The sequence below is a fragment of the Pseudonocardia sp. CA-107938 genome, from assembly GCF_050936315.1.
GTDB lineage: Bacteria > Actinomycetota > Actinomycetes > Mycobacteriales > Pseudonocardiaceae > Pseudonocardia.
This window is the reverse complement of record NZ_JBNJNA010000001.1, coordinates 177,348-200,513: the sequence shown is the minus strand read 5'-3', so window position 1 is coordinate 200,513 and position 23,166 is coordinate 177,348. Positions and strand designations below refer to the sequence as shown.

Here is a 23,166-nt window from a genome sequence, read left to right as displayed (position 1 = left end):
GCAGAGCGTCACCGGCAGGAGGTCGAACAGATCCGATGAACATCGTGGTGCTGGTCAAGCAGGTGCCCGACACCTACTCGGAACGCAAACTGAACGCATCCGACGGGATCCTCGACCGGGATGCGACCGACGCGGTCCTCGACGAGATCAACGAGCGCGCGGTCGAAGCGGCGCTGCAGCTCAAGGAAGCCAACGACGGGTCCGAGGTCACCGTCCTCACGATGGGCCCGGACCGCGCGACCGACGCGATCCGCAAGGCGCTGTCGATGGGCGCGGACAAGGCCGTCCACCTGTCGGACGAGGCGCTGGCCGGCACCGACTACGTCGGCACGGCGAAGGCGCTGGCCAAGGCGCTGGGCACCGTCGAGTACGACGTGGTCTTCGCCGGCAACGAGGCGTCGGACGGTCGCGGTGGCGCGGTCCCGGCGATGGTGGCCGAGGTGCTGGGCATCCCGGCGCTGACCCACGCGCAGGAGGTGTCCATCGAGGGCACCACGGTGAACGTCACCCGCGCCACCGACGACGGCATCACCAAGCTGACCGCCGAGCTGCCGGCCGTGATCAGCGTCGGCGAGAAGATCAACGAGCCGCGCTACCCGTCGTTCAAGGGGATCATGGCGGCGAAGAAGAAGCCGGTCGCCACCCTCTCGATCGCCGACGCGGGCATCGACGCGTCCGAGGTCGGCCTGGCCAACGCGCTCTCGACGGTCACCTCGGCCGCGCCGAAGCCGCCGAAGAGCGCGGGCGAGAAGGTCGAGGACGAGGGCGACGGCGGCGCGAAGGTCGCCGCGTTCCTGGTCGCGCAGAAGCTCATCTGAGACGTCTCGACGAGAAGAGGAGAACTCCCATGGCAGAGGTCCTGGTCCTCGTCGACCACGTCGACGGCGAGGCGAAGAAGTCCACCTACGAGCTGCTCACCGCGGCCCGCGCGCTCGGTGAGCCGGCCGCGGTCGTCGTCGGCCCCGCCGGCACCGCCGGCAAGCTGGCCGACGGGCTCAAGGCGCACGGTGCCGAGAAGATCTACGTCGCCGAGAGCGACTCGACCGACTTCCTGACCCCCGAGGTCGACGCGCTGGCGTCGCTGGTGGCGGCGAAGAACCCGGCCGCGGTGCTGATCGGCGTGTCCGCCGACGGCAAGGAGATCGCCGGCCGGCTCGCGATCCGCACCAACTCGGCGCTGCTCGGCGACGTCGTCGCGGTGTCGGAGTCGGGCACCACGCACTCGGTGTTCGGCGGCGCGTTCACCGCCGAGGCGTCCTGGAAGGGCGAGCACCCCGTCATCACGCTGCGCCCGGGCTCGGTCGAGGTCGAGCAGTCCGCCGGTGCGGGCACCGAGGAGACCGTCTCCGTCGAGGCGTCCGGCGCGAAGTCGGCCACGGTCACCAGCCGGGAGCCGATCACGGGCGGCGACCGCCCGGAGCTCACCGAGGCGTCCGTCGTGGTGTCCGGTGGCCGCGGCGTCGGGTCGGCCGAGGACTTCTCGGTCGTCGAGGCGCTCGCCGACTCCCTCGGCGCCGCCGTCGGTGCCTCCCGCGCCGCCGTCGACTCCGGCTACTACCCGCACCAGTTCCAGGTCGGGCAGACCGGCAAGACGGTGTCCCCGCAGCTCTACATCGCGCTCGGCATCTCCGGCGCCATCCAGCACCGCGCCGGCATGCAGACGTCGAAGACGATCGTCGCGGTCAACAAGGACCCCGAGGCCCCGATCTTCGAGATCGCCGACTTCGGCGTCGTGGGCGACCTGTTCAAGGTCGCGCCGCAGCTGCAGGAGGAGATCCAGAAGCGCAAGGGCTGAGCCCGCGCAGGACCTGTTCACCCGGCCGCCATCGACCCTTCGGGGCCGGTGGGGCCGGGTGTTCGTCTTTCCGGCGTACGAAACGCGTGTGACCTCGTCGCAGGTACTCGTCCAGAGCCCGTCGACCACGTCCGAGCGGTACTCGCTGCTGCTGTCGACCGAACCCGCGGTGGTGGACGCCGCGCAGCGGTTGCGGCACCGCGTCTTCGCGGGCGAGCTCGGCGCCACCCTGCCCCATCCCTTCCTCGACCGGGACCGGTTCGACGCCCACTGCGACCACCTGGTGGTGCGCGAGGACGCGACCGGCGAGATCGTCGGCACCTACCGGATGCTGCCGCCCGAACGGGCCGCGGCCGCAGGATCGCTGTACTGCGAGAGCGAGTTCGCGATCGACGCGCTCGCGCCGCTGCGCCCGTCGATGGTGGAGACGGGGCGGTCGTGCGTGCATCCCGACCACCGCAACGGTGCCGTCATCGGGCTGGTGTGGGCGGGTCTGGCCCGCTACATGCTGCTGACCGGCAACCGCTGGCTCGTCGGCTGCGCGTCGGTGCCGCTCGCCGACGGAGGTGGGCTCGCCGCGGAGGTGTGGCGGCAGGTGCAGGGCCGCCACCTCGGTCCCGTCGAGCGCCGGGTCGTGCCGCGCAAGCCGTGGCAGCCGGTCGCGCCCGTCAAGCAGGCGCTGCCGCCGCTGCTGCGCGGCTACCTGCGGCTGGGCGCCACGGTCTGCGGGGCGCCGGCGTTCGACCCCGACTTCGACTGCGCCGACTTCCTCGTCCTGCTCGACGTGGAGCAGCTCGACCAGCGCTACCTGAGGTTCTTCCTGGGGGCCCGGTGACGGACCACGCGGTCGGGCTCACCGGATGGGCGCCCACCTCCCCGTGCACGCCCGACTGCCTGCCCGCACGGACCGGCTCCGGCGGCGGTTGGCGGCTCGCCGCCATGGCCGCGCTGCTCGCCGTGACGGCAGGGGCGGCGTTCGTGCTGCCCCGGCGGCCGCGCGAGTGGGTGCTGGTGCGCGGTGCGCGGCTGCTCCTCGCGCTGGCCGGGGTGCGGCTCGTCGTGCACGGGGAGCAGTACGCGCCGCGCGGGCAGGGCGTCCTCGTCGTCGCCAACCACCTGTCGTGGATCGACGTCGTCGCGCTCGGTGCGGTGTCGCCGGTGCGGCTCCTCGCCAAGCGCGAGGTGCGCGGGTGGCCGGTGATCGGCGGGCTCGCCGCCCGCACCGGCGCGCTCTTCGTCGACCGGGCCGGCCTGCGCGCGCTGCCCGTCACGGTCGCCGAGACGGCGGCGGCGCTGCGCGCCGGCGCCACCGTCGGCGTGTTCCCCGAGGGCACGACGTGGTGCGGGGCCGCGGCGGGCACGTTCCGGCGTGCCCCGTTCCAGGCCGCGATCGACGCCGCCGTGCCCGTCCGGCCGGTGGCGATCGCGCTGCGCACTGGCGACGGCGCACACGTGCCGGATGCGACGTTCGTCGGCGACCAGACGCTGCTCGACTCCATGCGCCGGGTCGTGGAGCTGCGCGGGCTCGTGTGCGAGCTGACGCTGCTGCCGCTGATCCCCGTCGACGTGGACGGCTCGCGGCGCGCGCTGGCCGCGCGGGCGGCGGAGGCCGTCGGTGCGGCGACCGGGGTGCCGCACGGGGTGGTTCCGGCGCGGGTGCCCGCCGCGGCGTAGCCGGGTCTGCCGCCGCGGTGTGGCGGTGATCAAGGGCAGAATGTCGTTCGTTGATCTTGCCCAGCGACATTTTGCCCTTGATCATCGAACCCCCGGCTAGGCCCAGCGGAGGTTGATCATGGGCAAACCGTTGCTCGCCGATCTTGGAAAGCCGCGTTCTGCCCATGATCAACGCCGTCGGGGCTGCACCGGGCCAGGCTGCCGACCCCGGCGTCTACCCTGGGGAACGACTGCACCGCACCCCCGGACCGAGTGAGCCAGTGACCACCACCTACCTCGACCACGCCGCCACCACCCCGATGCTCGACGCCGTCGTGGCCGAGATGGCCGCGGCGATGCGCCGCACCGGCAACGCGTCGTCCCTGCACGGCTCGGGTCGCCGGGCCCGGCGCGCGGTGGAGGAGGCCAGGGAGCGGATCGCGGCGGTGCTGGGCGCCCGCCCGTCCGAGGTCGTGTTCACGACGGGCGGCACGGAGGGCGACAACCTCGCCCTGAAGGGCCTGTACTGGTCGCGCCGCGCGGAGGACCCGGCCCGCACCCGCGTGCTGGTGTCGGCGACCGAGCACCACGCCGTCCTCGACGCCGCGGAGTGGCTGGGCGCGCACGAGGGCGCCGAGGTGGAGCTGCTGCCCGTCGACGCGGTGGGCCGCGTGCTGCCGGAGGTGCTCGCGGAGGCGATCGGGCGCGCCCCGGAACGGGTCGCGCTGGCGTCGGTGATGTGGGCCAACAACGAGGTCGGCACGGTGAACCCGGTGCGCGAGCTGGCCGCCGTCGCGCACGCGGCCGGCATCCCGTTCCACACCGACGCCGTGCAGGCCGCGGGCCTCCTGCCGGTCGACTTCGCCGCGTCGGGCGCCGACGCGCTGGTGATGACGGGCCACAAGCTCGGCGGCCCGTACGGCGTGGGCGCGCTGCTGCTGGGCCGTTCCGTCGAGCTGACGCCGCTGCTGCACGGCGGTGGCCAGGAGCGCGACGTGCGCTCGGGCACCCTCGACACCCCCGGTGTCGTCGGGCTCGCCACGGCCGTCGAGATGGCCGTGGCCGACGCGCGCCGGCGCTGCGAGCAGCTCACCGCGCTGCGCACCGACCTGGTCGACCGCGTCCTGGCCACGGTGCCCGGCGCGCACCTCAACGGCGATCCCGGCACCGGCGAGATCGACGGCGGTCCGTCGCGGCTGCCCGGCAACGCGCACCTGTCGTTCCCCGGCTGCGAGGGTGACAGCCTGCTCATGCTGCTCGACGCGCAGGGCATCGAGTGCTCGACGGGTTCGGCGTGCACTGCCGGCGTCGCGCAGCCCAGCCACGTGCTGCTCGCGATGGGTGCCGACGAGGCCGTGGCCCGCGGCTCGCTGCGGTTCTCGCTCGGGCACACGTCCACGCAGGCCGACGTCGACGCCGTCGTGGCGGTGATCGGGCAGGTCGTCGAGCGCGCCCGGCGGGCCGGGGTGACGCTCTGATGCGGGTGTTGGCCGCCATGAGCGGTGGGGTCGACTCGGCGGTGGCGGCGGCGCGGGCGGTCGACGCCGGCCACGACGTCGTCGGTGTGCACCTGGCGCTGTCGGAGATGCCCGCGACGCTGCGCAGCGGGGCCCGCGGCTGCTGCTCCAAGGAGGACGCCGGCGACGCCCGCCGCGCCGCCGACGTCCTGGGCATCCCGTTCTACGTGTGGGACTTCGCCGCCCGGTTCGCCGAGGACGTCATCGACGAGTTCGTCGCCGCCTACGCGGCCGGGCAGACGCCGAACCCGTGCCTCAACTGCAACCAGAAGATCAAGTTCGCGGCGCTGCTGGACCGGGCGCTCGCGCTGGGCTTCGACGCCGTCTGCACCGGCCACTACGCCCGGCTGCAGGCCGGCGAGCTGCGCCGCGCCGTCGACGCCGACAAGGACCAGTCCTACGTGCTCTCCGTCCTGGGCCGCCACCAGCTCGCGCACGCGATGTTCCCGATCGGCGACACGCCCAAGCCGCAGGTCCGGGCCGAGGCGGCCGAGCGCGGGCTGCGCGTGGCCGACAAGCCCGACAGCCACGACATCTGCTTCATCCCCTCCGGCGACACCCGCCGCTTCCTCACCGAGCGCATCGGCGTGCGCCCCGGCGCGATCGTCGACGGCGCGAGCGGCGAGCGCCTGGCCGGCCACGACGGCGTGCACGGGTTCACGGTCGGGCAGCGCAAGGGGCTGGGCGTCGGCGCCCCGGCCGCCGACGGCCGTCCCCGCTACGTCACCGCGATCGAGCCGGCGACGGGCACCGTGACGGTCGGGCCGGCCACCGACCTGGACGTGCGGCGGATCGACGGCGTCGCCCCCGTCTGGGCGGCCGGCGCGGCACCGGCCGGGCCGTTCGCGTGCACCGTCCAGGTGCGTGCGCACGGCGGCCTCGCGCCCGCCACCGTGCACGAGGACGGGGACACCGTGACGATCGAGCTGGGGGAGGCCCTGCGCGGCGTGGCCCCCGGCCAGACGGCGGCGTTCTACCGCGACGACGTGGTGCTGGGCAGCGCGCGCATCGCCGCGACCCACGCCTGACGTGCAGCCCGACGTCACACATCGCCGGGCCCGTTCACACACGTTCGGACGTGTGTGAAGGGGCCCAGCGGTGTGTGAGGTCGCCGGCGCGACTCCTGCGGCGCCCCCTTGGCCGCGGTGCTGGTAGACACGCGGCATGCCCGATCCCGACGACCTCATCGCCAAGGCCCTCGCGGAGGCCGGGCTCTCGACGGAGCTCCCCGGCGGCGGCACCGACGACCCGCTGGCGCGCGCCTTCGCGGCCGCCGGGCTGACGGTGCCCGAGCCGGAGCCGACCACGGAGGACCAGGTCGAGGAGGCGCTCGCTGATCTCGCGGCCCGGCGCCCGGCCGTCGTCACCGAACGGGTCGCGACCGACGACGGGACGGTCCCCGTGCCGCGCTGGCCCGCCGGCACCGCGACCGGCGTCGGGTCCATGCCGGGCACGGATCCGCGGGAAGCGGCCGCGATCGTCGCCGGCGAGGTGCCGGGCATGCCCGCCCTGCCCGAGCTGCCCGCCCGCGGCGCCGGCGCGGACATGATCGGCCGCACGGCCGCCCTGCTCGTCGACATCCCGGTGGAGCTGAAGGCCGCCCGCTGGACCGTGGCGTCCCGGCCGGGTGCCGATCGCCGCCGCGCGGTCGACCTCCTGCGTGGCGACATGGACGCGTTCGACGAGGCGTGCGACCCCGTCCAGCCCGGCTTCGTCAAGATCGCCGCGACCGGCCCGTGGACGCTCGCGGCCGCCGTCGAGCTCACCAGCGGGCACCGGGTGCTCACCGACCGCGGCGCCGTCCGCGAGTTCGCCGAGAGCCTCACCGAAGGCCTGCGCCAGCACGTCGCCGAGGTGGCCGCCCGCACCGGCGCGGCCGTCGTCGTCCAGCTCGACGAGCCGGGGCTGCCCGCCGTGCTGGCCGGGACGCTGCCCACCCCGTCGAAGCTGGGGACCGTGGCGGCCGTGCCCGAGCCGGAGGCGCAGGAACTGCTGCGCGGCGTCATCGGGGCGCTGACGAAGCTCGGTTCGCCCGTCGTCGTGCACTGCTGCGCCGACCGCCCGCCGCTCGCCCTCCTGCGCGACACCGGCGCCACCGCGCTCGGGATCGACGCCACCCTGCCCTCGCTCACCGGCCCGTCCGCCCAGGTCACGGCGCTCGACGCGGTCGGGGAGGTCTGGGACGCCGGGATGCCGCTGCTGCTGGGCCTCGTCCCCAACAAGGACCCGCGACGGCCCGTCACCTCGCGCCGGCTCGCCGACACCGCGTTCGAGCTGGCCGGCCGCCTCGGCTTCGCGCGCGAACGGCTGGCCGAGCTCGCCGTCCCGACCCCGGCGTGCGGCCTGGCCGGCGCCGACCCCACCTGGGCACGGCAGGCGCTGAAGCTCGCCCGCGAGATCGGCGAGGGCTTCGTCGACCCACCGGACACCGACGAGGCGTGACGCCCACGTGCGCAACAGCATTCCCCCGGCGGGCACCGGCGAGCACCCGGAGGTCCACGCCCGGACCCGGCTCGACGACATCGTCATCCATCCCGCCGCATGACCGAACCGGGATGGCACGATCGACCCTCATCGCCGCAGCTCAGGCCTTCATGATCGTGGCCGGCGGAACGCGACGCGATGACCTGCACTTGTCGTGCCTCTCACCGTGCGTAACGATCGTTCGCGAAATCCCGAGCCCCGAGGCGAGCTGAGACATTCAGGGTCCCTAAGGAGCAATCGGGTGAACCGACCCCCGTACGTGACGGTCATCGGCGCCGCGATCATCGCGCTGCTCGTTGCCGGAGGCGGCACGACCGTTCCCCAGACGCCCACGGACGTGCGGGGCGTTGCGTCGACATCCGCGATGGCCGCGCCGTCGAGCAGCGGTTCGGGTCGGACCTCCACCACGAACTCCAGCAGCGGCACGAACTGGGATCGCTACATCCACGGAATCTGGCTGATGAAGGAGTCGGGCCGGCCTGGCGAGGAGTTCTACAGCTTCAACTCGAAGCTGGGCACGGTGAACACGCAGTACTGGCCGCGCGGATACAAGCTCAACGACCCACTGGACAACGGCGTGGCCGCACCACTGCGCAGCAACAGCTACACCGTGAGTGGAACCACGATCAACATCGGTGTGCTGGGGCGACACAGCTTCACCAACCTCGCGAAGTCGGGGAGCAAGTGCTTCACCGCCCGACGTGACGGCAGAACTGCGGTGAAGTTCTGCCGCATGTGAACGTTCGAGCTCGCGCGTTTAGCGCGTTCTGTCACCGTCGGTGGCGGTCGTTGGTTCCGGGTCTCGTTGTCGAGTAGCAGCAGCCAGTTCGGCCTACGCGCGTCCGAGGTTCCGTCCACGACGCGATCCTCGTGCGCACTGTTCAGCAGGATTGCGCCACTGATGCCCGCTGAGCAGACAGCCGGCCCTGTTCCAGGAGCCGCAACCCGAGCCGGTGCCGCCGCTACGTCGACGGGCGGCCGAACTCGCCGATGGGGTCACTCGCGACGCCGTGCCGCGCCCGGATGCGGTCGGGCAGGTGGGCACCGATCGGTGTCCCGGCCAATAGGCGCGCGGTGAGGTAGGGGTCGAACTCGGCGTAGTAGCCCAGGAGCCAGTCGACGAACTGGCCGTTCGCCTCGAAGTAGGGGACCACCTCGCCCTCGGTCACCACCATCCGCACCTCGGGACGTCCACCGGACGCGATCCGGTCCGCGTCGGCCGGGCAGACCGGCACCGGTCGAGGACGGCCACCCGACGGCGTCCAGCTCACCGTCGTGCTCGACGGTCCGTGGGCAGGGTCGAGGATGCACGGGGGCGCGAGGTCCGGCGGGGCCGTTCCCGCCGCCGAGGCTTCTGCGGCGGCCAACTCGCGGGCCGCAGCCGCGAGCGCCATGGTGCTCGCGGCGATCTCGGCCGAGTGCGTCCTGCCGTCGGCGGCCGCCGCGGTCACCGCGTGGTGGGCCGCCGTGTCGTGGTGATCGCGGGCCTTCCCCAGCGCTGCTGCCGTGACGGACGTGTCCGCGGCCGCCGCCAGGGCCGCGCGCATCCGCTCCAGGTCCTCGGCGAGCACCGCGCCGACCTCCGACTTGTGCTCCTCGAACTGCCGCGCAGCCTGCGCGAGGAACCGCTGCGGCGCGCGGATCGCCGTGACCGCGACCGGCACACCGATCACGACCGCCGCCGCCACGCAGAGAAGGACGACCACCCATGTCTCCACAGCGGATTCGATCCTGCCGGGCTGCCGATGTCAACGGCGGTGGAGAAGACGCCGACGGAGATCGTTCGGACCGAGGCTCAGTTCAGCCGCCAGAGCCGCGCACAGCGCCCGGGTCCGTCGCCGGGATGGTGCTCGACCTGGCCGAGGTTCCCGGTGATCAGATCGAGCTGGTCGGCGGTAAGGCTGCCGGGCCGGCGAGGCTGATCGCGGCCGGGTGCATCACCACCACCGCCCACGAGCTCGTGACGGCGAGCTCGGGTGAGATCCCGCCGGTGCTGCGGGGGGAGATCGTGCGCGCCTACGAGCGGCTCGGCTCTCGCCGCGGACCGTCGAGAACCACGTGCAGGACACCCTGCGCAAGGGCCGACGCGGTCAAGGTCGAGGTCCCGGTGTCAGACGGTCTGGTCGGGGTCGCACCACGTGCGACGCGCGCGAGCCCCGCGGCGCGCCCCGGCGCCACCGACAGGAGTCTGGCGCAGCGCGTACGCGGAGCATCGGTCGTCGGCGGGTCGTCACCGGCTCATCAGGTCGGTCCCAGCCGCAATCGCGGCGATGACGATCAGCACGACGTTGAGCCAGATGTCGGAGGTCTCGCGACGGGACAGGTGGAACGCCGCCGCGAGGACCTGCAGCACGAGCAGGCCTGTCGCGGCCGCGAGGGTCAGCACGGGTGCGATGCCGGTCAGCCGCGGCAGGACGAGGCCGAGCGCGCCGAGCACCTCGACGACGCCCAGTGCGCGGACTCCTGCCATGGGAACTGTGTCGACCCAGCCCATCATCGGTTCAAGCTGCTCGCGGCTGCGCACCAGCTTCATGGCGCCTGCGTACAGGAAGAACAGCGCGAGCGGTCCTGCGGCGATCCAGTAGCCGATGCTCACGGTGCGTACTCGTTGCTGTGAACGGTGTCGTACTTGGCCCGCAGTTCCAGCATCCGCGCCGGATCGATGTCGCGAGCCTCGCGGAAGAAATCGACGTAGCCCGACGGCGTGAACGCGGTCAGCATCCGCGCGGGATCGCCGGTCAGGTTGGCGAAGGTGTGCGGTGCACCCGGCGGCACCATCACCAGTGTCCCTGGCTCGGCGTCGACGTCCTTGGGGCCGACGGAGAACCGAATCACGCCGGAGAGCACGTAGAAGGCCTCGTCGTGGGACCCGTGGCGGTGCTGCGGCGGGCCGTCGGTCCACGGAGCGAGCGTGCTCTCGGTGAGGCCGAGGCGATGGTCGGTGGTGCCGCCGTCCTCGAGCACGCGCATCACCACCCCCGCTCCGAGCTCGAGGATCTCCCCGTCGGTCGGCATGACGATCGCTACCTCTTTCATGCCTCACACGCTCCGCCGCCGCGCATCCGACGTCCAAGACCGCCGCCGCCACGTCGATGTCGGCTGCCTATCATCGCTGGTCGTGGAGCTACGACTGCTGCGCTACTTCGTCGCGATCGCCGACGAGCGCCATTTCGGTCGAGCCGCGGAGCGGCTACGGATCGCGCAGCCCTCGCTCAGCCGCGCCGTCCAACGACTCGAGCGCGAGCTCGGCGCCACACTGCTCCTCCGTTCCGCGGCCGGGGTGAGCATGACCCCGGCAGGTGCCGCGCTCTACGACGAGGCCCGCACGGTGCTCGACCAGGTCGAGCACGCCACCGAGCGCGTGGCCGCAGCGGCATCCGGCCCGTCGACGCTGACGGTCGGTAGCCTCGCCGGCGTCCTCGGCGATGCCGGCTCCTTGCTGATGGAGGCCTTCCGCGAGAGCCATCCCGACGTCGAGGTGCGGGTGCGCGAGAGCGATTTCACCGACCCGAGCTGCGGGTTGCGCGCCGGCCTCGTCGACGTCTCGATCACGATGGCCCCGTTCGACGCCTCCGGGCTGCGCGTCCACGAGCTGCGGTCCGACGCCGTCGCGGTCGTGATGCGCGCCGATGACCCGCTCGCCACCCGCGCAGAGTTGACCGGCGCGGAGCTCGCCGACCGCCAGTGGTTCCGCTTCCCACCCGCCACCGACCCGGTGTGGAGCGCGTTCTGGACCGGGCAGCGCACCGGCCCGACCGTGCGCACCGCCCACGAGTGCCTTCAGGCGGTGCTGTGGAACCGCAGCGTCGGGCTCATCCCGGGAACCCACCAGGTTCCCAACGGTCTCACCACCGTCCCGCTCATCGACCACCCGCCCTGTCGTCTCGTGGTGGCTTGGAAAGACGTCGACGCCGACCCGCTGATCCGGTCGTTCGTCACGGCCGCCGCGCAGTTGCGCTGGTGATCCGCCAGCAGCTCCGTCGCTCAGGAAAGCTCCTGTAAGGCCTCTGCCATGCGGTCATTGATCATGGCCGGGTGGGACCTCCCCGCGGCGGAACGCGCGACTCGCCGTCGGAAACGCGGGGTCGACCTGTCGGTGGGGCTGGATAGTCTGCGCAGGTGACCGAACCGACGCCGGGGATCAAGGAGCGCTACGCCGCGCTCTCGACCGAGGTGGCCGATCACCTCTTCCGCTACCACGTGCTCGACGCGCCGATCATCACCGACGGCGAGTTCGACGCGCTGTGGCGGGAGCTGCTGGCGATCGAGGAGGCGCACCCGGAGCTGGTCACGCCGGATTCGCCGACGCAGAAGGTCGGCGGGCGCTTCGCCACGGAGTTCGCCGCGTACGACCACCTCGAGCGCATGCTGAGCCTCGACAACGCCTTCTCCGCCGACGACCTGCGCGGCTGGGCGGAGCGGGTCGCGCGTGATCTCGGCAGCGGCGTCGAGCCCGGCGCGGTGCACTACCTGTGCGAGCTGAAGATCGACGGCCTCGCCGTCAACCTGCTGTACGAGAACGGCCGGCTCACGCGCGCGCTCACCCGCGGCGACGGCCGCACCGGCGAGGACATCACGCTCAACATGCGCACCCTCAAGGAGGTGCCCGAGCAGCTCACGGGCACCGCCGAGTTCCCCGTGCCGGCGCTGGTCGAGGTGCGCGGCGAGGTCTACTTCCGGCTCGAGGACTTCGAGGCGCTCAACGCCCAGATGGTGGAGGCGGGCAAGCCCGTCTACGCCAACCCGCGCAACACCGCGGCCGGTTCGCTGCGGCAGAAGGATCCGCGGATCACGGCGTCCCGCAACCTGCGGCTCATCTGCCACGGGTTCGGCAAGCGCGAGGGCTTCGCCCTGGAGCGGCAGTCGCAGGGCTACGACGCGCTGCGCGCCTGGGGCCTGCCCGTCTCGGAGCGCAGCGTGGTGCTCACCGGCATCGACGAGGTCATCGCGCACACCGCGTACTGGGGCGAGCACCGCCACGACATCGAGCACGAGATCGACGGCATCGTCGTCAAGGTCGACGAGGTGGCGCTGCAGCGGCGCCTTGGCTCCACGTCGCGGGCGCCGCGCTGGGCGATCGCGTTCAAGTACCCGCCCGAGGAGGCCACCACCACGCTGCTCGACATCCAGGTCAACGTCGGGCGCACCGGCCGCGTCACCCCGTTCGCGGTGATGGAGCCCGTCGTCGTCGCCGGGTCGACGGTCGCGATGGCCACGCTGCACAACGCCAGCGAGGTCAAGCGCAAGGGCGTGCTGATCGGCGACCGCGTGGTGATCCGCAAGGCCGGCGACGTCATCCCCGAGGTGCTGGGCCCGGTGATCGAGGTGCGACCGCCCGACGCGCGCGAGTTCGTCATGCCCACCCACTGCCCGGAGTGCGGCACCGCGCTGGCGCAGCAGAAGGCCGGCGACGTCGACCTGCGCTGCCCCAACTCGCGCTCCTGCCCGGCGCAGCTGCGGGAGCGGCTCTTCCACGTCGCCGGGCGCGGCGCGTTCGACATCGAGGGCATGGGCTACGAGGCCGCCACCGCGCTGCTCGCGTCCGGGGTGATCCGCGACGAGGGCGACGTCTTCGGGCTCACCGAGGAGCAGTTGCTGCAGGTGCCGCTGTTCTGCAAGAAGGACGGCACCCTGTCGGCCAACGGCCAGCGGCTGCTCGACAACCTGCAGGCCGCGAAGGACCGGCCGCTGTGGCGGGTGCTCGTCGGGTTGTCGGTGCGGCACGTCGGGCCGACGGCGGCGCAGGCGCTGGCCCGCGAGTTCCGTTCCATGGAGGCGATCGAGGAGGCGGCGGAGCGGGTCCGGGTGGCCACCGAGGCGGCCGGTCTCGCGATCACGTCCGACGGGTCGGACGATGCGGACGACCCCCTCGGTGAGCAGGTGGAGGCGGCTGCCGCCGAGGCGGGCGAGGAGGCGGCCGAAGCCGCCGAGGGCACTGCCGAGGAGCGCGCGGCCGCGGCCGACAAGGCCGCCCGCGCCGCCGCCCGCGCCCAGGCGAAGGCGCTGCGGGAGGCGCTCGGCCCGCTCGCCGACGTCGAAGGCGTCGGGCCCACGATCGCGGCGGCATTGCGCGACTGGCTCTCGGTCGACTGGCACCGGGAGGTCCTCGAGAAGTGGCGGGCCGCGGGCGTGCGCATGGTCGACGAGGTCGACGAGTCCGTGCCGCGCACGCTGGAGGGTCTCTCGATCGTCGTCACCGGATCGATGGACTCCTTCTCCCGCGACGAGGCCAAGGAGGCCATCACGTCGCGTGGCGGCCGCGCGGCGAGCTCGGTGTCGAAGAAGACCGCATTCGTGGTGGCCGGCGAGGCACCCGGTTCGAAGTACGACAAGGCGCTGGAGATCGGGGTGCCGGTGCTCGACGAGAACGGCTTCCGGGTGCTGCTGGAGAAGGGTCCGGAAGCGGCGCGGGAGGTCGCCACCGTCGAGGGCTGAATACCGCGCGGTATGATCTTGGCGGGTCGGTACCCCTGCCGTGACGGCGCTGCTCAGGCACCGACTAGTCTCGCCGGTCATGGGGGTGACCCGATGCTCCAAGCAGTCCTGAACGGGTCGCGTCCGGCCGACGCGCACCCGGCCCTTCCGGTGCTGGCGCGACACCTCGCGCGCGACGCCCGCGACGTCGCCCGCCTCGGCATCTCGTCGGTGCACGTGCACCCGCGCGACCCGCACCAGCAGGAGACGCTCGACCCGATGTACGTCGGCGACGTCGTCGCCGCGATCCGCGCCGAGGTGCCCGGCATGGAGATCGGGGTCACCACCGGCCGCTGGATCGAGCCCGACCCGGCCCGCCGCGTGCAGGCGGTGCAGGCGTGGGGCCACCTCGGTGTCGGCAAGCCCGACGTGTGCTCGGTGAACGTGCACGAGCGCGGCTGGGTGGAGGTCTGCAAGGCCGCGACGTCCGTCGGCATCGGCGTCGAGCTCGGTGTCTGGACGATGGGCGACGCCGTCACCTTGCGCAACAACGGCGTGCCACCGGGCACCACCCGCGTGCTGGCCGAGTCCACCGTGTCGGATCCCGAGACGGCCACGGCAGAGGCCGTCCGGATCATGCGGGCGCTCGGACCCGTCGAGGTGCCGATCCTGCTGCACGGCGAGGAGGACGGCTGCTGGCCCGTCCTCGAGTACGCGCTGCGCCACCACCTCGACACCCGCATCGGGTTCGAGGACGTGCTCGTCCGCCCCACCGGCTGGCTCGCCACCGGCAACGACGACCTCGTCCGCGAGGCGTTGCGGATCAAGAAGGAGCTCGGCGCCGAGCGGCGTTAGACCTTCCTTGTTGGTTCCGCAACAGATTTTCCCGGTGGACCGTGGCCGAGGCCGTGGCCGGTTGTGGGATGTGCGCAATACCGTTGGGAGCCATGGGTGTCCTGGCTGCTCTTGGCCGCCGCGCGCGCGACGCTGCCGGCTGGCTCACCACCCCGATGCTCCCCGACGATCTGCTCGGCACGGTCAACCCGCTGTGGTCGCGCAGCGAGCCGCACGCCCGCGTGGTGGCGCTGCGCCGCGAGACCGCCGACACCACGACGCTGGTGCTGCGCACCGGGCGGGTGCACCCCCGGCACCTGCCCGGGCAGTTCGTCGGCATCGGGCTGCGCGTCGACGGCGTCTGGCAGTGGCGCACGTACTCGGTCACGTCGCGACCCGATGACCCGCTCCTCGCGGTGACGGTCACGGCGGTGCCCGGCGGCGTCGTGTCCGGCCGCCTGGCGCACGCCACGCCCGTCGGCACGGTGCTGCGCATCGGGCCGCCCGCCGGCGAGTTCGTGCTGGCCGAACCGCCGCCGGAGAAGCTCCTCATGGTGGGCGCCGGCAGCGGCATCACCCCGATCATGGGCATCGTGCGGGAGCTCGCCGCCCGCCGGCCCGACGCGCTGGACGGGTCCGTGCTCGTGCACGCCGACCGCACCAGCGCCGACCTCGTCTTCGGCGCCGAGCTGCGCCGCATCTCCGCCGCGACCGGCATGCGGCTCGTGCCGTGGCTCTCCGGCACCGCCGGGCGGCTCACCGCGGACGGGCTCACCGACGTCGTGCCCGACTGGGCGGCCCGCGAGGCCTACGCCTGCGGGCCGGCCGGCCTGCTCGACACGCTCACGGCGCTGTGGGACCGCTCCGGTGATCCCGACAGTCTGCGCATCGAACGGTTCGTCCCGCCGCCCGTCGCCGCGGAGGGCGTGCCCGGTGGCCGGGTGCGGTTCACCGCCAGCGGCCTCACGGCTGTGGCCGCCCCGGGGCAGGGACTCATGGAGGCCGGCGAGGCCGCGGGGGCGTTGCTGCCCAGCGGCTGCCGCATGGGCATCTGCCACACCTGCGTCGGCACCCTGCGCTCCGGTGCCGTGCGCGACCTGCGCACCGGCGACCTGCGCGACACCCCTGGCCAGTCCGTCCAGACCTGCGTCTCCGGCGCGGTGGGCGACATCGAGATCGACCTTTAGGGAAACACCATGACCGTGACCCCCCTGGCCCTCGTAGGCCCTGCCGACACCACCCGCATGAGCTCCGCCGCCCACCTCACCCCCGAGCAGGTGGAGGCCATCGGCGTCGAGCTCGACGCCATCCGTGCCGAGGTCATGGACTCCCTCGGCGAGGCCGACGCCCGCTACATCCGCCGGGTCATCGCCGTGCAGCGCGGCCTCGAGGTCGGCGGCCGCGCGGCGCTGCTGTTCTCGCGGTTCCCCCCGGCGTGGCTGCTCGGCACCGCCGCGCTGTCGATCGCGAAGATCCTCGACAACATGGAGATCGGGCACAACGTCCTGCACGGGCAGTGGGACTGGATGCGCGACCCGAAGATCCACTCGACGACGTGGGAGTGGGACCACGCGACGCCCGCGAAGGCGTGGCAGAAGACCCACAACTACGAGCACCACACGTTCACCAACATCCGCGGCAAGGACCGCGACCTCGGCTACACGGTCCTGCGCATCACCCCCGAGCAGGAGTGGAAGCCGATCGCGCTGATCCAGCCGCTCACCAACCTCGGGCTGTCGTTGATCTTCGAGTGGGGCATCGCGCTCTACGACCTCGAGTGGGACCGCCGCGCCTCCGGTGACATGCCGGAGGCCGAGGCGAAGGCGCAGATGAAGGCCTTCCGCAAGAAGGCCATCCGCCAGTTCTCCAAGGACTTCGTGCTGTTCCCGGCCCTGTCGGCCGTGCAGGGCCCGCGCGGGTTCCTCGCCACGGCCGCGGCCAACCTCGTCGCGAACCTCGTGCGCAACGTGTGGTCGCACGCCGTCATCTTCTGCGGGCACTTCCCCGAGCCGACCGAGACGTTCGAGGAGGAGCGGCTCGAGGGCGAGACCCGCGGCGAGTGGTACGTGCGCCAGATGCTGGGCTCGGCGAACCTCTCCGGCGGCCCGATCTTCCACATCATGACCGGCAACCTGTCGCACCAGATCGAGCACCACTGCTTCCCGGACATGCCGAGCAACCGCTACCGCAAGATCGCCCCGAAGGTGCGGGAGATCTGCGAGCGCAACGGCCTGCACTACACCACCGGGCCCCTGCCCAAGCAGTACTTCAAGGTGCTGCGCAAGATCGCCCGCCTCGCCCTCCCCGGCGGGCGGTGACCGTCAGCGCCGCCTGGGTTCCAGCCGGCGCAGCAGCAGACCCGTGAGGACGACGAAGAGCACCGCCACGGCGCCGAGCGCGGCCAGGTCGAACAGCCAGGTCTCGGCGTCGTGGTCCCACAGCGGGTCGTTGTCGCTGTACGGGACGAACTCCGGCCCGGTGGGGATCGCCATGGTCGATGCGCCCATGGCGAACCCCCACCTGGCGGGGATCAGCCACGACAGCTGACCCAGCCCGGGCACGGTCTGCACCTGGATGATCGCGCTCGACAGCATGAACTGCAGCATCGCGAGCAGCACCAGCAGCGGCATGCCGCGGTCCTCGTTGGAGATCGCCGCCGACACCAGCAGACCCAGCGTCATGCTCGCGACCGTCATCGCGATCATCGCGAGCACGATCTCCGCCATCGGCTGCTGGAGGAGCAGCGGATCGTCGGGGCCGGGGCGGCCGAGGTTGCCGAGCACGCTCAGCGCTACCGCCTGCGCCCCGGTGATGATCCCGAGGACCACGACCTTCGACGCCAGGTACGCCGCCCGGGACATGCCGATCGCCCGTTCCCGCCGGTAGATCTCGCGTTCCTTGACCAGCTCCCGGATCGACGAGTTCGTGCCCATCAGCGCCCCGCCCACGATCAGCACGAGCAGCAGCAGGTTGGGCTGGCCCTTCACGCCGGACAGCTGCTCGCGCAGCGACAACCCGGCGTCACCGGGTAGTGCGTGCATGAGCAGCGTGAGGACCAGCGGCAGCCCGGCCATGAACAGCACGAACTGCCGGTCGGCGGCGATCACGGCGAGGTAGCGCCGGCAGAGGATGGCGAACTGCGACAGCCCCGACTGGCGCCGCGGAGCAGGCGCGGGCGGCGCCGGTGGACGCCGCGCGGGTGTGGCCGCGCGGCCCAGGTAGCGCGCGTACTGCGGCGAGCGGCGGAACCGCTCCGCCCAGTCGGTCTGCCGGTCGCGTTCGAGCAGCAGGAACAGGTCGGCGAAGTCGCGCTGGCCGAAGTAGGTCAGCGCCTCCGCCGGCGGTCCGAAGTAGGCCACCGTGCCGCCGGGTGCGAGCAGCAGCAGCCGGTCGCAGACGTCGAGGTGGGCGACGCTGTGCGTCACCACGACGACCGTGCGGCTGTCGTCGGCCAGCCGGCGCAGGGTCTGCATCACCGACTTGTCGAGGCCGGGGTCCAACCCCGACGTCGGCTCGTCGAGGAACAGCAGCGACGGGCGCGTGAGCAGCTCCAACGCCACGCTGGTGCGCTTGCGCTGGCCGCCGGAGAGGGTGGAGATCCGCTGGTTGCGCTGCTGCTCCAGCCCGAGCTCGTGCAGCACCTGGTCGATGCGCCGGTTGCGGTCGGCCCGGCTCACGTCGGACGAGAACCGGAGCCGGGCCGCGTACCCGAGCGCGCGGCGCACGGTGAGCTCCTTGTGCAGGATGTCGTCCTGCGGCACCAGCCCGATCCGCGCGCGCAGCTCGTCGTACTCGGCGTAGAGGTCGCGGTCGGCGTAGCTCACGCGGCCCTCGTCGGCCGGCCGGAACCCGGTGAGCGCGCGCAGCAGCGTCGACTTGCCGGCGCCGCTGGGCCCCACCACTGCGAGCAGGCTGCGCTCCTCCAGCGCGAACCCGACGTCGCGGAGCAGCACCTTGTCGCCGGCGCGCACCGTCAGGCCCTCGGCCCGGAAGTTGATCTCGCCGACGTCCGCGTACTCGACGAGGCGGTCGCCGTCGAGCTGCAGCAGCGCGTGCCCGATGCCGATCACGTCACCGGGCCCGATCGGGGCCTGCGAGACCGGGCGGCCGTTGACGAACGTGCCGTTGCGCCGCCCGATGTCGACCAGCTGCCAGCCCTGCGGCCCACGGCGCAGCTCGGCGTGGTAGCGCGAGACCAGCAGGTCGTCGATGACGACGTCGTTGTCCGGTGCGCGCCCGATGCGCAGGCGACCCACCGGCCCGCCGACGTCGTGCAGCCCGGTCAGCACGCCCTGGGCGAGCGGCTTCGTCGGCGCCGGGCGCAGCGGTGGCTGCCCGCCCGGTGCCCGGATCACGACGTGCGGCGCCTGCGGCCCGGAACCGAGCGTGAGCGACAGCTCGCCGGCCACCGGCATCGACGTGATGCGCCGGCCGGCGACGAAGGTGCCGTTGCGGCTGGTGTCGTGCAGCTCCCAGCCGGACCCGACCGGGATCACGGCGATGTGGCGCCGCGACACGTCGGGATCGTCGATCTGCAGCTGCGCCTCCGGTGCCCGGCCGATGACGAACGGCTGGCCGGCGCGGGCGTCGTGCCACCGGCCTGCCCACAACACCTGAAGCGGCGGTGCCGGTGCGTTCCGTCTGTCCATGCCCCCACCGCTCGGGTCGTCCGATCATGCCGTGACTCGCGATCCGCCGCGGATCGTTACGGTCGCGGTTCAGCCGGGTCGTACCGCCGTGCCCTGATCCGACCGCACCGTCCGGCGGAACGGCGGGCGCCGCGGCGGCAGCAGATAACCTGCGGCGACGAGCACGTGCAGGTAGTCCGGGTTGGTCAGCGTCGTCGGGCTCGGCAGGCCCAACCGCAACGCCTTCTCCATCGCGCTGCGCAGCCGGTCCTGCACGCCCGACAGGCTCTTGCCCGATCGCGTCGCCACCTGCTTGAGCTGCTGCGCCTGCGGGGGAGTGGTCGGCGGGGGCCAGGCGAGGAAATCGCGGAACGTGAGCTGCAGCATCTGCCGCTCCGCCGGCGCGAGCGGCGGCGGCGGGTTGCTGAGCCGCGTGATGACCGTCCCGCCCTCGGTCGAACCGTCCTCGTTCGCGTACTCGTCGTTCTCCAGCAGCAGCAGGTGCTGCTGGTCCGGTCGCGTCCCGGTGATCCGCACCGCCACCAGCGGCCACCGCACGGTCTGGGTCGCCAGTGCGCGCTGCGGCGCCAGCCCCCACGGGTGCAGCACCGCGCCGTTGCGGTTGCCGACGTCGATCGTCCACCCGCTGGGGCGCGCGGTCAGCGTGACGGCGATGCGCGAGATGCCCTCGTCCACCAGGTGGACCCCGACCGGCACCGTCCCGCTGCGGCCGGCCGTCACCGGTTCCGACCCCGCCGGGACACCGGCTGGGACCAGCGAGAACGTGGGTCCGCTCTCCCGCACGAGCACCCAGGCACCGGATCCGGCCATACCTACGGTGCTCCTCTCTCGGGTCCGCGACCGCGACATCGTAGAGCCGATCCGGCGCACCGCTGATACGACTGATGCCCGCCTCCCTGGCCGGGAGGCGGGCATCAGGTGTCGAGCTCGGGCTCAGTGGTCGCCGAGCAGCAGCGTGTAGTACGCGGGGTTGCGGTTCACGTCGTCGCCCCCGTACGCCATCTGCACACCGGAGAACGTGGTGTACGACGGGTCGAGCAGGGCGTCACGCGAGTGGGACGTCCAGAAGTCGAACGCGGCCTGCCACTTCGCGGCCTCCACGTTCTTGGCGAAGTAGGCGACCTCGTAGATCCGGCCCTCGTAGCCGGAGCAGTACTTCACGCGCGCCGGCACGTCCATGCCGCGGCTGTCGAGGTGGCCGGCGCCGATCGGGCCGTCGCCGCGGTTGAAGTCGTCCAGGCTCGCCCACATCGCCGGGCGGGCCAGCTGGCGGGAGTAGGTCAGCTCCGCCACGCCGTTGTCCCTGCGGAACTTGTTGATCGCGGTGGTGAGCTCCTGCTCCCAGTCACGCACGTCGAGCGCGAGCCCGTCGACGTAGGAGCCGTAGCCGCCGCGGCCCTGCGGGTTGTAGGCGCAGTCGGCCTCGTTCACGGCCGGCTTCTGCGGGTTCGCGGGAGTGGTCTGGTCGGCACCCGGGTACGGCAGCTGGCCCTGGTAGTTGCCCGGCGGGGCGTACCGGCAGGCCGTGACGGCGCCGAAGTCGCCCGTCGCGGTGCCGCACCCGACCTTCGTGGTGTTCTGCCAGACGACCTGTGTCCAGTGCCCGAAGCCCTTGGCCGCGGGGTTGGTCTGGGAGTTGTAGTCGGTCTTGTTCGCAGCGGCGGCGTAGTTGGGCCGCTCGGCGATCCAGCTGTCGACCGCGGCCGACGGGTCCGATCCGGCATCCGAGTTCCAGTAGAGGTTCTCGCCCTGGCCGGTGCCCTGCGCGTGCTGGAGCTTGCCGCCGAGGTCGCGGCCCAGGTGGTCGGCCCACGCCTGCGCGTCGGCGGCGAGACCCGCGTCCCACGCCAGCGCCGCGACGCCGACGTCCGCGCGGGCCGCGTTGTGCTTCGCGAGCATCTCCTGCTGCTGGGTGGCGTCCAGGGCCGGGACGAGCCCGGGCGTCGCCGCGAGGGCGGGGCCGCCCAGGGCGAGCAGGGCGACACCGGCGATGGCGGAGGCGGCGATCCCGCGGACCGCGACTCCGGCGGACCGTCGAACGAATGTGCTGGTCATCATGGCTCCTTGGGGGCTGGGCGATTGCCGCTCGGTGCGGCTGCGCTGCCATAAGGAGACCGTCGGAAGAGGTGCCCGTCAGCCCTGCCGTGTGGCAGGTGCCGAGGTGGTAAGGCCAGGCCGGAGCGCCCGGATCAGGCCTCTTGCCGTTGCGGTATCGCCGATCGGCGGCGGGCTCAGCGGCCGACGACGACCGTCTGCAGGCGCTCCAGCGGCTGGGCGTACGGGCCGACGCTGTTGGTGCCCGACACCTGGCAGCCGGCGGTCATCCGACCCGCCACCTGCTCCCCGCTCGTCAGCGTGACCGACACTGCGAACTCACGCGCCTCGGGTTCGGTGACGTCGATCCGGCTGATCTGCGAGGTCGGCACCTGCTGACCGGTCGTGAGCGTCAGCCCGTCGGAGGTGCAGATCTCGAGGGAGGCGGTCTGCAGCTGGACCTCGTTGCCGTTCAGATCGGTCACGGTCGTCGTGCCCGCGGGGACACCGACCGGCGCGGCGCCCCCGGTGTCGCTCGACGCGGCGGACGGTGCCCTCGCGGGCGGCGTCACGTCAGCGCTGGTACCCGTGGTGCCCAGCCCGGTCACCGTTCCGGTCCGCTGGTTGAGCAGCACCGCGGCGGTGATGCCGCCGATGACGAGCATGGCGGCCAGCACGAGGTAGATGGTGCGGCGTCCACCGGTCCGTCGCTCGGGAGCCTGCTGCGGTTCGTGGTGCGCGGTCGATGTGCCAGGGCCGGCGGGGAACGCGATCCGGGTGTTGGCGGGCTGCGGCGGTCGCGCGGTCGGCGGCCCACCGGTGGTCCACCCGACGCCCGCTGTGGCGGTGCGAGGCGGCGCCGAGTGGCCCTGGGGAGGCGAGATCCGGGTCGGCGGCGGGGCGGCCGTCGGCGGCCGGACCTGCGTCGCGGGACGCCCGTCGAGGGCGCGTTGCGCGGCGGTCGCGAGGTCGGTGACGGTCGGGTACCGGTGCCCGGGGTCCTTGGCCATCGCGATCGCGACGACCTCGTCCAACGCGGGCGGGATGCCGGGCCGGCTCTGCGACGGCCGCGGCGGCTGCGTGTAGATGTGCGCGAACATCTTCGCCGCCGCCCCGGAGACGGGGAACGGTTTGGCCGCGGTCAGAGCCTCGTAGAGCACGCAGCCCAGCGCGTACACGTCCACGCGGTGGTCGCACTCGCCGTGCTCGATCCGCTCGGGCGCCATGTAGTCGATCGTCCCGACGGTGGTGCCGGTGACGGTGAGCCCGGTCGCGTTCTCGTCGCGGGCGATCCCGAAGTCCACGAGGTGGACGAAGTCCTCGCCTCGGTCGTTGACGCTGATCAGCACGTTGGACGGCTTGACGTCACGGTGGACCAGGCCCTCGGCGTGCGCCGCGGCCAGCGCGCTGGCCACCTGCCCCACGATCCCCACCGCCCGCCGGGGCGGCAGCGGGCCTTCCTTCGCGAGCACGTCGGCGAGGTCGGTGCCGGCGATCAGCCGCATGTCGATGTAGAGCTGGCCGTCGATCTCGCCGTAGTCGTGGATCGGGATGATGTGCGGCTCGGTCAGGCGCGCCGCGATCTCGGCCTCGCGGCGGAAGCGCGCCTGGTAGTCGGCGTCGCCGGCGAGGTTGCGCGGTAGCCGCTTGAGCGCCACCGTGCGCTTGCGGACGGTGTCGTAGGCGCGGAACACCTCGCCCATGCCGCCGCGGCCCAGCAGCGAGCGCAGCTCGTACGGGCCGAACATCTCCGCGGTGGCGTCCTGGGTCATGACCTGGTCCCCGT

The 23,166-nt window shown here is 72.8% G+C and carries 20 protein-coding genes; 13 read left to right on the top strand and 7 right to left on the bottom strand.

What is annotated here, in order from left to right; translation table 11 throughout:
• Nucleotides 1–35: 35 nt before the first annotated feature.
• From ACQEVB_RS00870 to ACQEVB_RS00835, 8 genes are all read left to right on the top strand, one after another.
• Entirely contained in the window at nt 36–818 is a 783-nt protein-coding gene (locus ACQEVB_RS00870) for an electron transfer flavoprotein subunit beta/FixA family protein (RefSeq protein WP_432963401.1), read from the top strand.
• Between the two features lie 29 nt (nt 819–847).
• The gene (locus tag ACQEVB_RS00865; protein WP_432963398.1) at nt 848–1,795 is read left to right on the top strand and encodes an electron transfer flavoprotein subunit alpha/FixB family protein; all 948 of its coding nucleotides are present in this window, start codon (nt 848–850) and stop codon (nt 1,793–1,795) included.
• Between the two features lie 88 nt (nt 1,796–1,883).
• The gene (locus tag ACQEVB_RS00860) at nt 1,884–2,630 is read left to right on the top strand and encodes a GNAT family N-acetyltransferase (protein ID WP_432963395.1); all 747 of its coding nucleotides are present in this window, start codon (nt 1,884–1,886) and stop codon (nt 2,628–2,630) included.
• Entirely contained in the window at nt 2,627–3,469 is an 843-nt protein-coding gene (locus ACQEVB_RS00855; RefSeq protein ID WP_432963392.1) for a lysophospholipid acyltransferase family protein, read from the top strand. The genes ACQEVB_RS00860 and ACQEVB_RS00855 overlap by 4 nt, the downstream gene beginning before the upstream one ends.
• Before the next feature lie 164 nt (nt 3,470–3,633).
• The gene (locus tag ACQEVB_RS00850; RefSeq protein ID WP_432963389.1) at nt 3,634–4,926 is read left to right on the top strand and encodes a cysteine desulfurase family protein; all 1,293 of its coding nucleotides are present in this window, start codon (nt 3,634–3,636) and stop codon (nt 4,924–4,926) included.
• On the top strand, nt 4,926–5,993 hold the full coding sequence (gene mnmA / locus ACQEVB_RS00845) for a tRNA 2-thiouridine(34) synthase MnmA (RefSeq protein ID WP_432963386.1): 1,068 nt from the start codon (nt 4,926–4,928) through the stop codon (nt 5,991–5,993). Before ACQEVB_RS00850 ends, mnmA begins: the two co-directional genes overlap by 1 nt.
• 136 nt (nt 5,994–6,129) lie before the next feature.
• Nucleotides 6,130–7,407: a methionine synthase gene (locus ACQEVB_RS00840; RefSeq protein WP_432963383.1), complete on the top strand. Its 1,278-nt coding sequence runs from the start codon at nt 6,130–6,132 to the stop codon at nt 7,405–7,407.
• A 283-nt stretch (nt 7,408–7,690) separates the two neighbouring features.
• Nucleotides 7,691–8,188 carry a hypothetical protein gene (locus ACQEVB_RS00835; RefSeq protein ID WP_432963380.1) on the top strand — a complete coding sequence of 166 codons (498 nt, stop codon included), beginning with the start codon at nt 7,691–7,693 and terminating at the stop codon, nt 8,186–8,188.
• Between the two features lie 223 nt (nt 8,189–8,411).
• On the opposite strand, the gene ACQEVB_RS00830 is transcribed toward ACQEVB_RS00835, so the two are convergent.
• The 3 genes from ACQEVB_RS00830 to ACQEVB_RS00820 form a co-directional block, all read right to left on the bottom strand.
• Nucleotides 8,412–9,155 (bottom strand): hypothetical protein, encoded by a 744-nt coding sequence (locus ACQEVB_RS00830; protein ID WP_432963378.1) that lies wholly within the window; start codon nt 9,153–9,155, stop codon nt 8,412–8,414.
• Nucleotides 9,156–9,679: 524 nt separating this feature from the next.
• A complete protein-coding gene (locus tag ACQEVB_RS00825; protein WP_432963375.1) occupies nt 9,680–10,045 on the bottom strand; it encodes a DoxX family protein in 366 nt (121 codons plus the stop codon).
• Entirely contained in the window at nt 10,042–10,485 is a 444-nt protein-coding gene (locus ACQEVB_RS00820) for a cupin domain-containing protein (RefSeq protein ID WP_432963372.1), read from the bottom strand. The genes ACQEVB_RS00825 and ACQEVB_RS00820 overlap by 4 nt, the downstream gene beginning before the upstream one ends.
• A gap of 82 nt (nt 10,486–10,567) precedes the next feature.
• On the opposite strand from ACQEVB_RS00820, the gene ACQEVB_RS00815 reads away from it, so the two are divergent.
• From ACQEVB_RS00815 to ACQEVB_RS00795, 5 genes are all read left to right on the top strand, one after another.
• Nucleotides 10,568–11,413: a LysR family transcriptional regulator gene (locus ACQEVB_RS00815; RefSeq protein ID WP_432963369.1), complete on the top strand. Its 846-nt coding sequence runs from the start codon at nt 10,568–10,570 to the stop codon at nt 11,411–11,413.
• Nucleotides 11,414–11,568: 155 nt separating this feature from the next.
• Complete coding sequence (gene ligA / locus ACQEVB_RS00810; RefSeq protein ID WP_432963366.1) at nt 11,569–13,884, top strand: NAD-dependent DNA ligase LigA; 2,316 nt, start codon at nt 11,569–11,571, stop codon at nt 13,882–13,884.
• Between the two features lie 93 nt (nt 13,885–13,977).
• Nucleotides 13,978–14,718 (top strand): 3-keto-5-aminohexanoate cleavage protein, encoded by a 741-nt coding sequence (locus ACQEVB_RS00805; protein ID WP_432963363.1) that lies wholly within the window; start codon nt 13,978–13,980, stop codon nt 14,716–14,718.
• Nucleotides 14,719–14,810: 92 nt separating this feature from the next.
• On the top strand, nt 14,811–15,884 hold the full coding sequence (locus ACQEVB_RS00800) for a ferredoxin reductase (protein ID WP_432963360.1): 1,074 nt from the start codon (nt 14,811–14,813) through the stop codon (nt 15,882–15,884).
• Nucleotides 15,885–15,893: 9 nt separating this feature from the next.
• Nucleotides 15,894–17,015, top strand: coding sequence for a fatty acid desaturase family protein (locus ACQEVB_RS00795; RefSeq protein ID WP_432963357.1), 1,122 nt, complete (start codon nt 15,894–15,896; stop codon nt 17,013–17,015).
• Between the two features lie 3 nt (nt 17,016–17,018).
• Here ACQEVB_RS00795 and ACQEVB_RS00790 read toward each other — a convergent pair whose 3' ends face one another.
• The 4 genes from ACQEVB_RS00790 to ACQEVB_RS00775 form a co-directional block, all read right to left on the bottom strand.
• Entirely contained in the window at nt 17,019–19,346 is a 2,328-nt protein-coding gene (locus ACQEVB_RS00790; RefSeq protein WP_432963354.1) for an FHA domain-containing protein, read from the bottom strand.
• Nucleotides 19,347–19,415: 69 nt separating this feature from the next.
• Nucleotides 19,416–20,156: a hypothetical protein gene (locus ACQEVB_RS00785; protein ID WP_432963351.1), complete on the bottom strand. Its 741-nt coding sequence runs from the start codon at nt 20,154–20,156 to the stop codon at nt 19,416–19,418.
• A 123-nt stretch (nt 20,157–20,279) separates the two neighbouring features.
• A complete protein-coding gene (locus ACQEVB_RS00780; protein WP_432963348.1) occupies nt 20,280–21,401 on the bottom strand; it encodes a CAP domain-containing protein in 1,122 nt (373 codons plus the stop codon).
• A gap of 176 nt (nt 21,402–21,577) precedes the next feature.
• Nucleotides 21,578–23,152 carry a protein kinase domain-containing protein gene (locus ACQEVB_RS00775; RefSeq protein ID WP_432963345.1) on the bottom strand — a complete coding sequence of 525 codons (1,575 nt, stop codon included), beginning with the start codon at nt 23,150–23,152 and terminating at the stop codon, nt 21,578–21,580.
• Between the last annotated feature and the right edge of the window lie 14 nt (nt 23,153–23,166).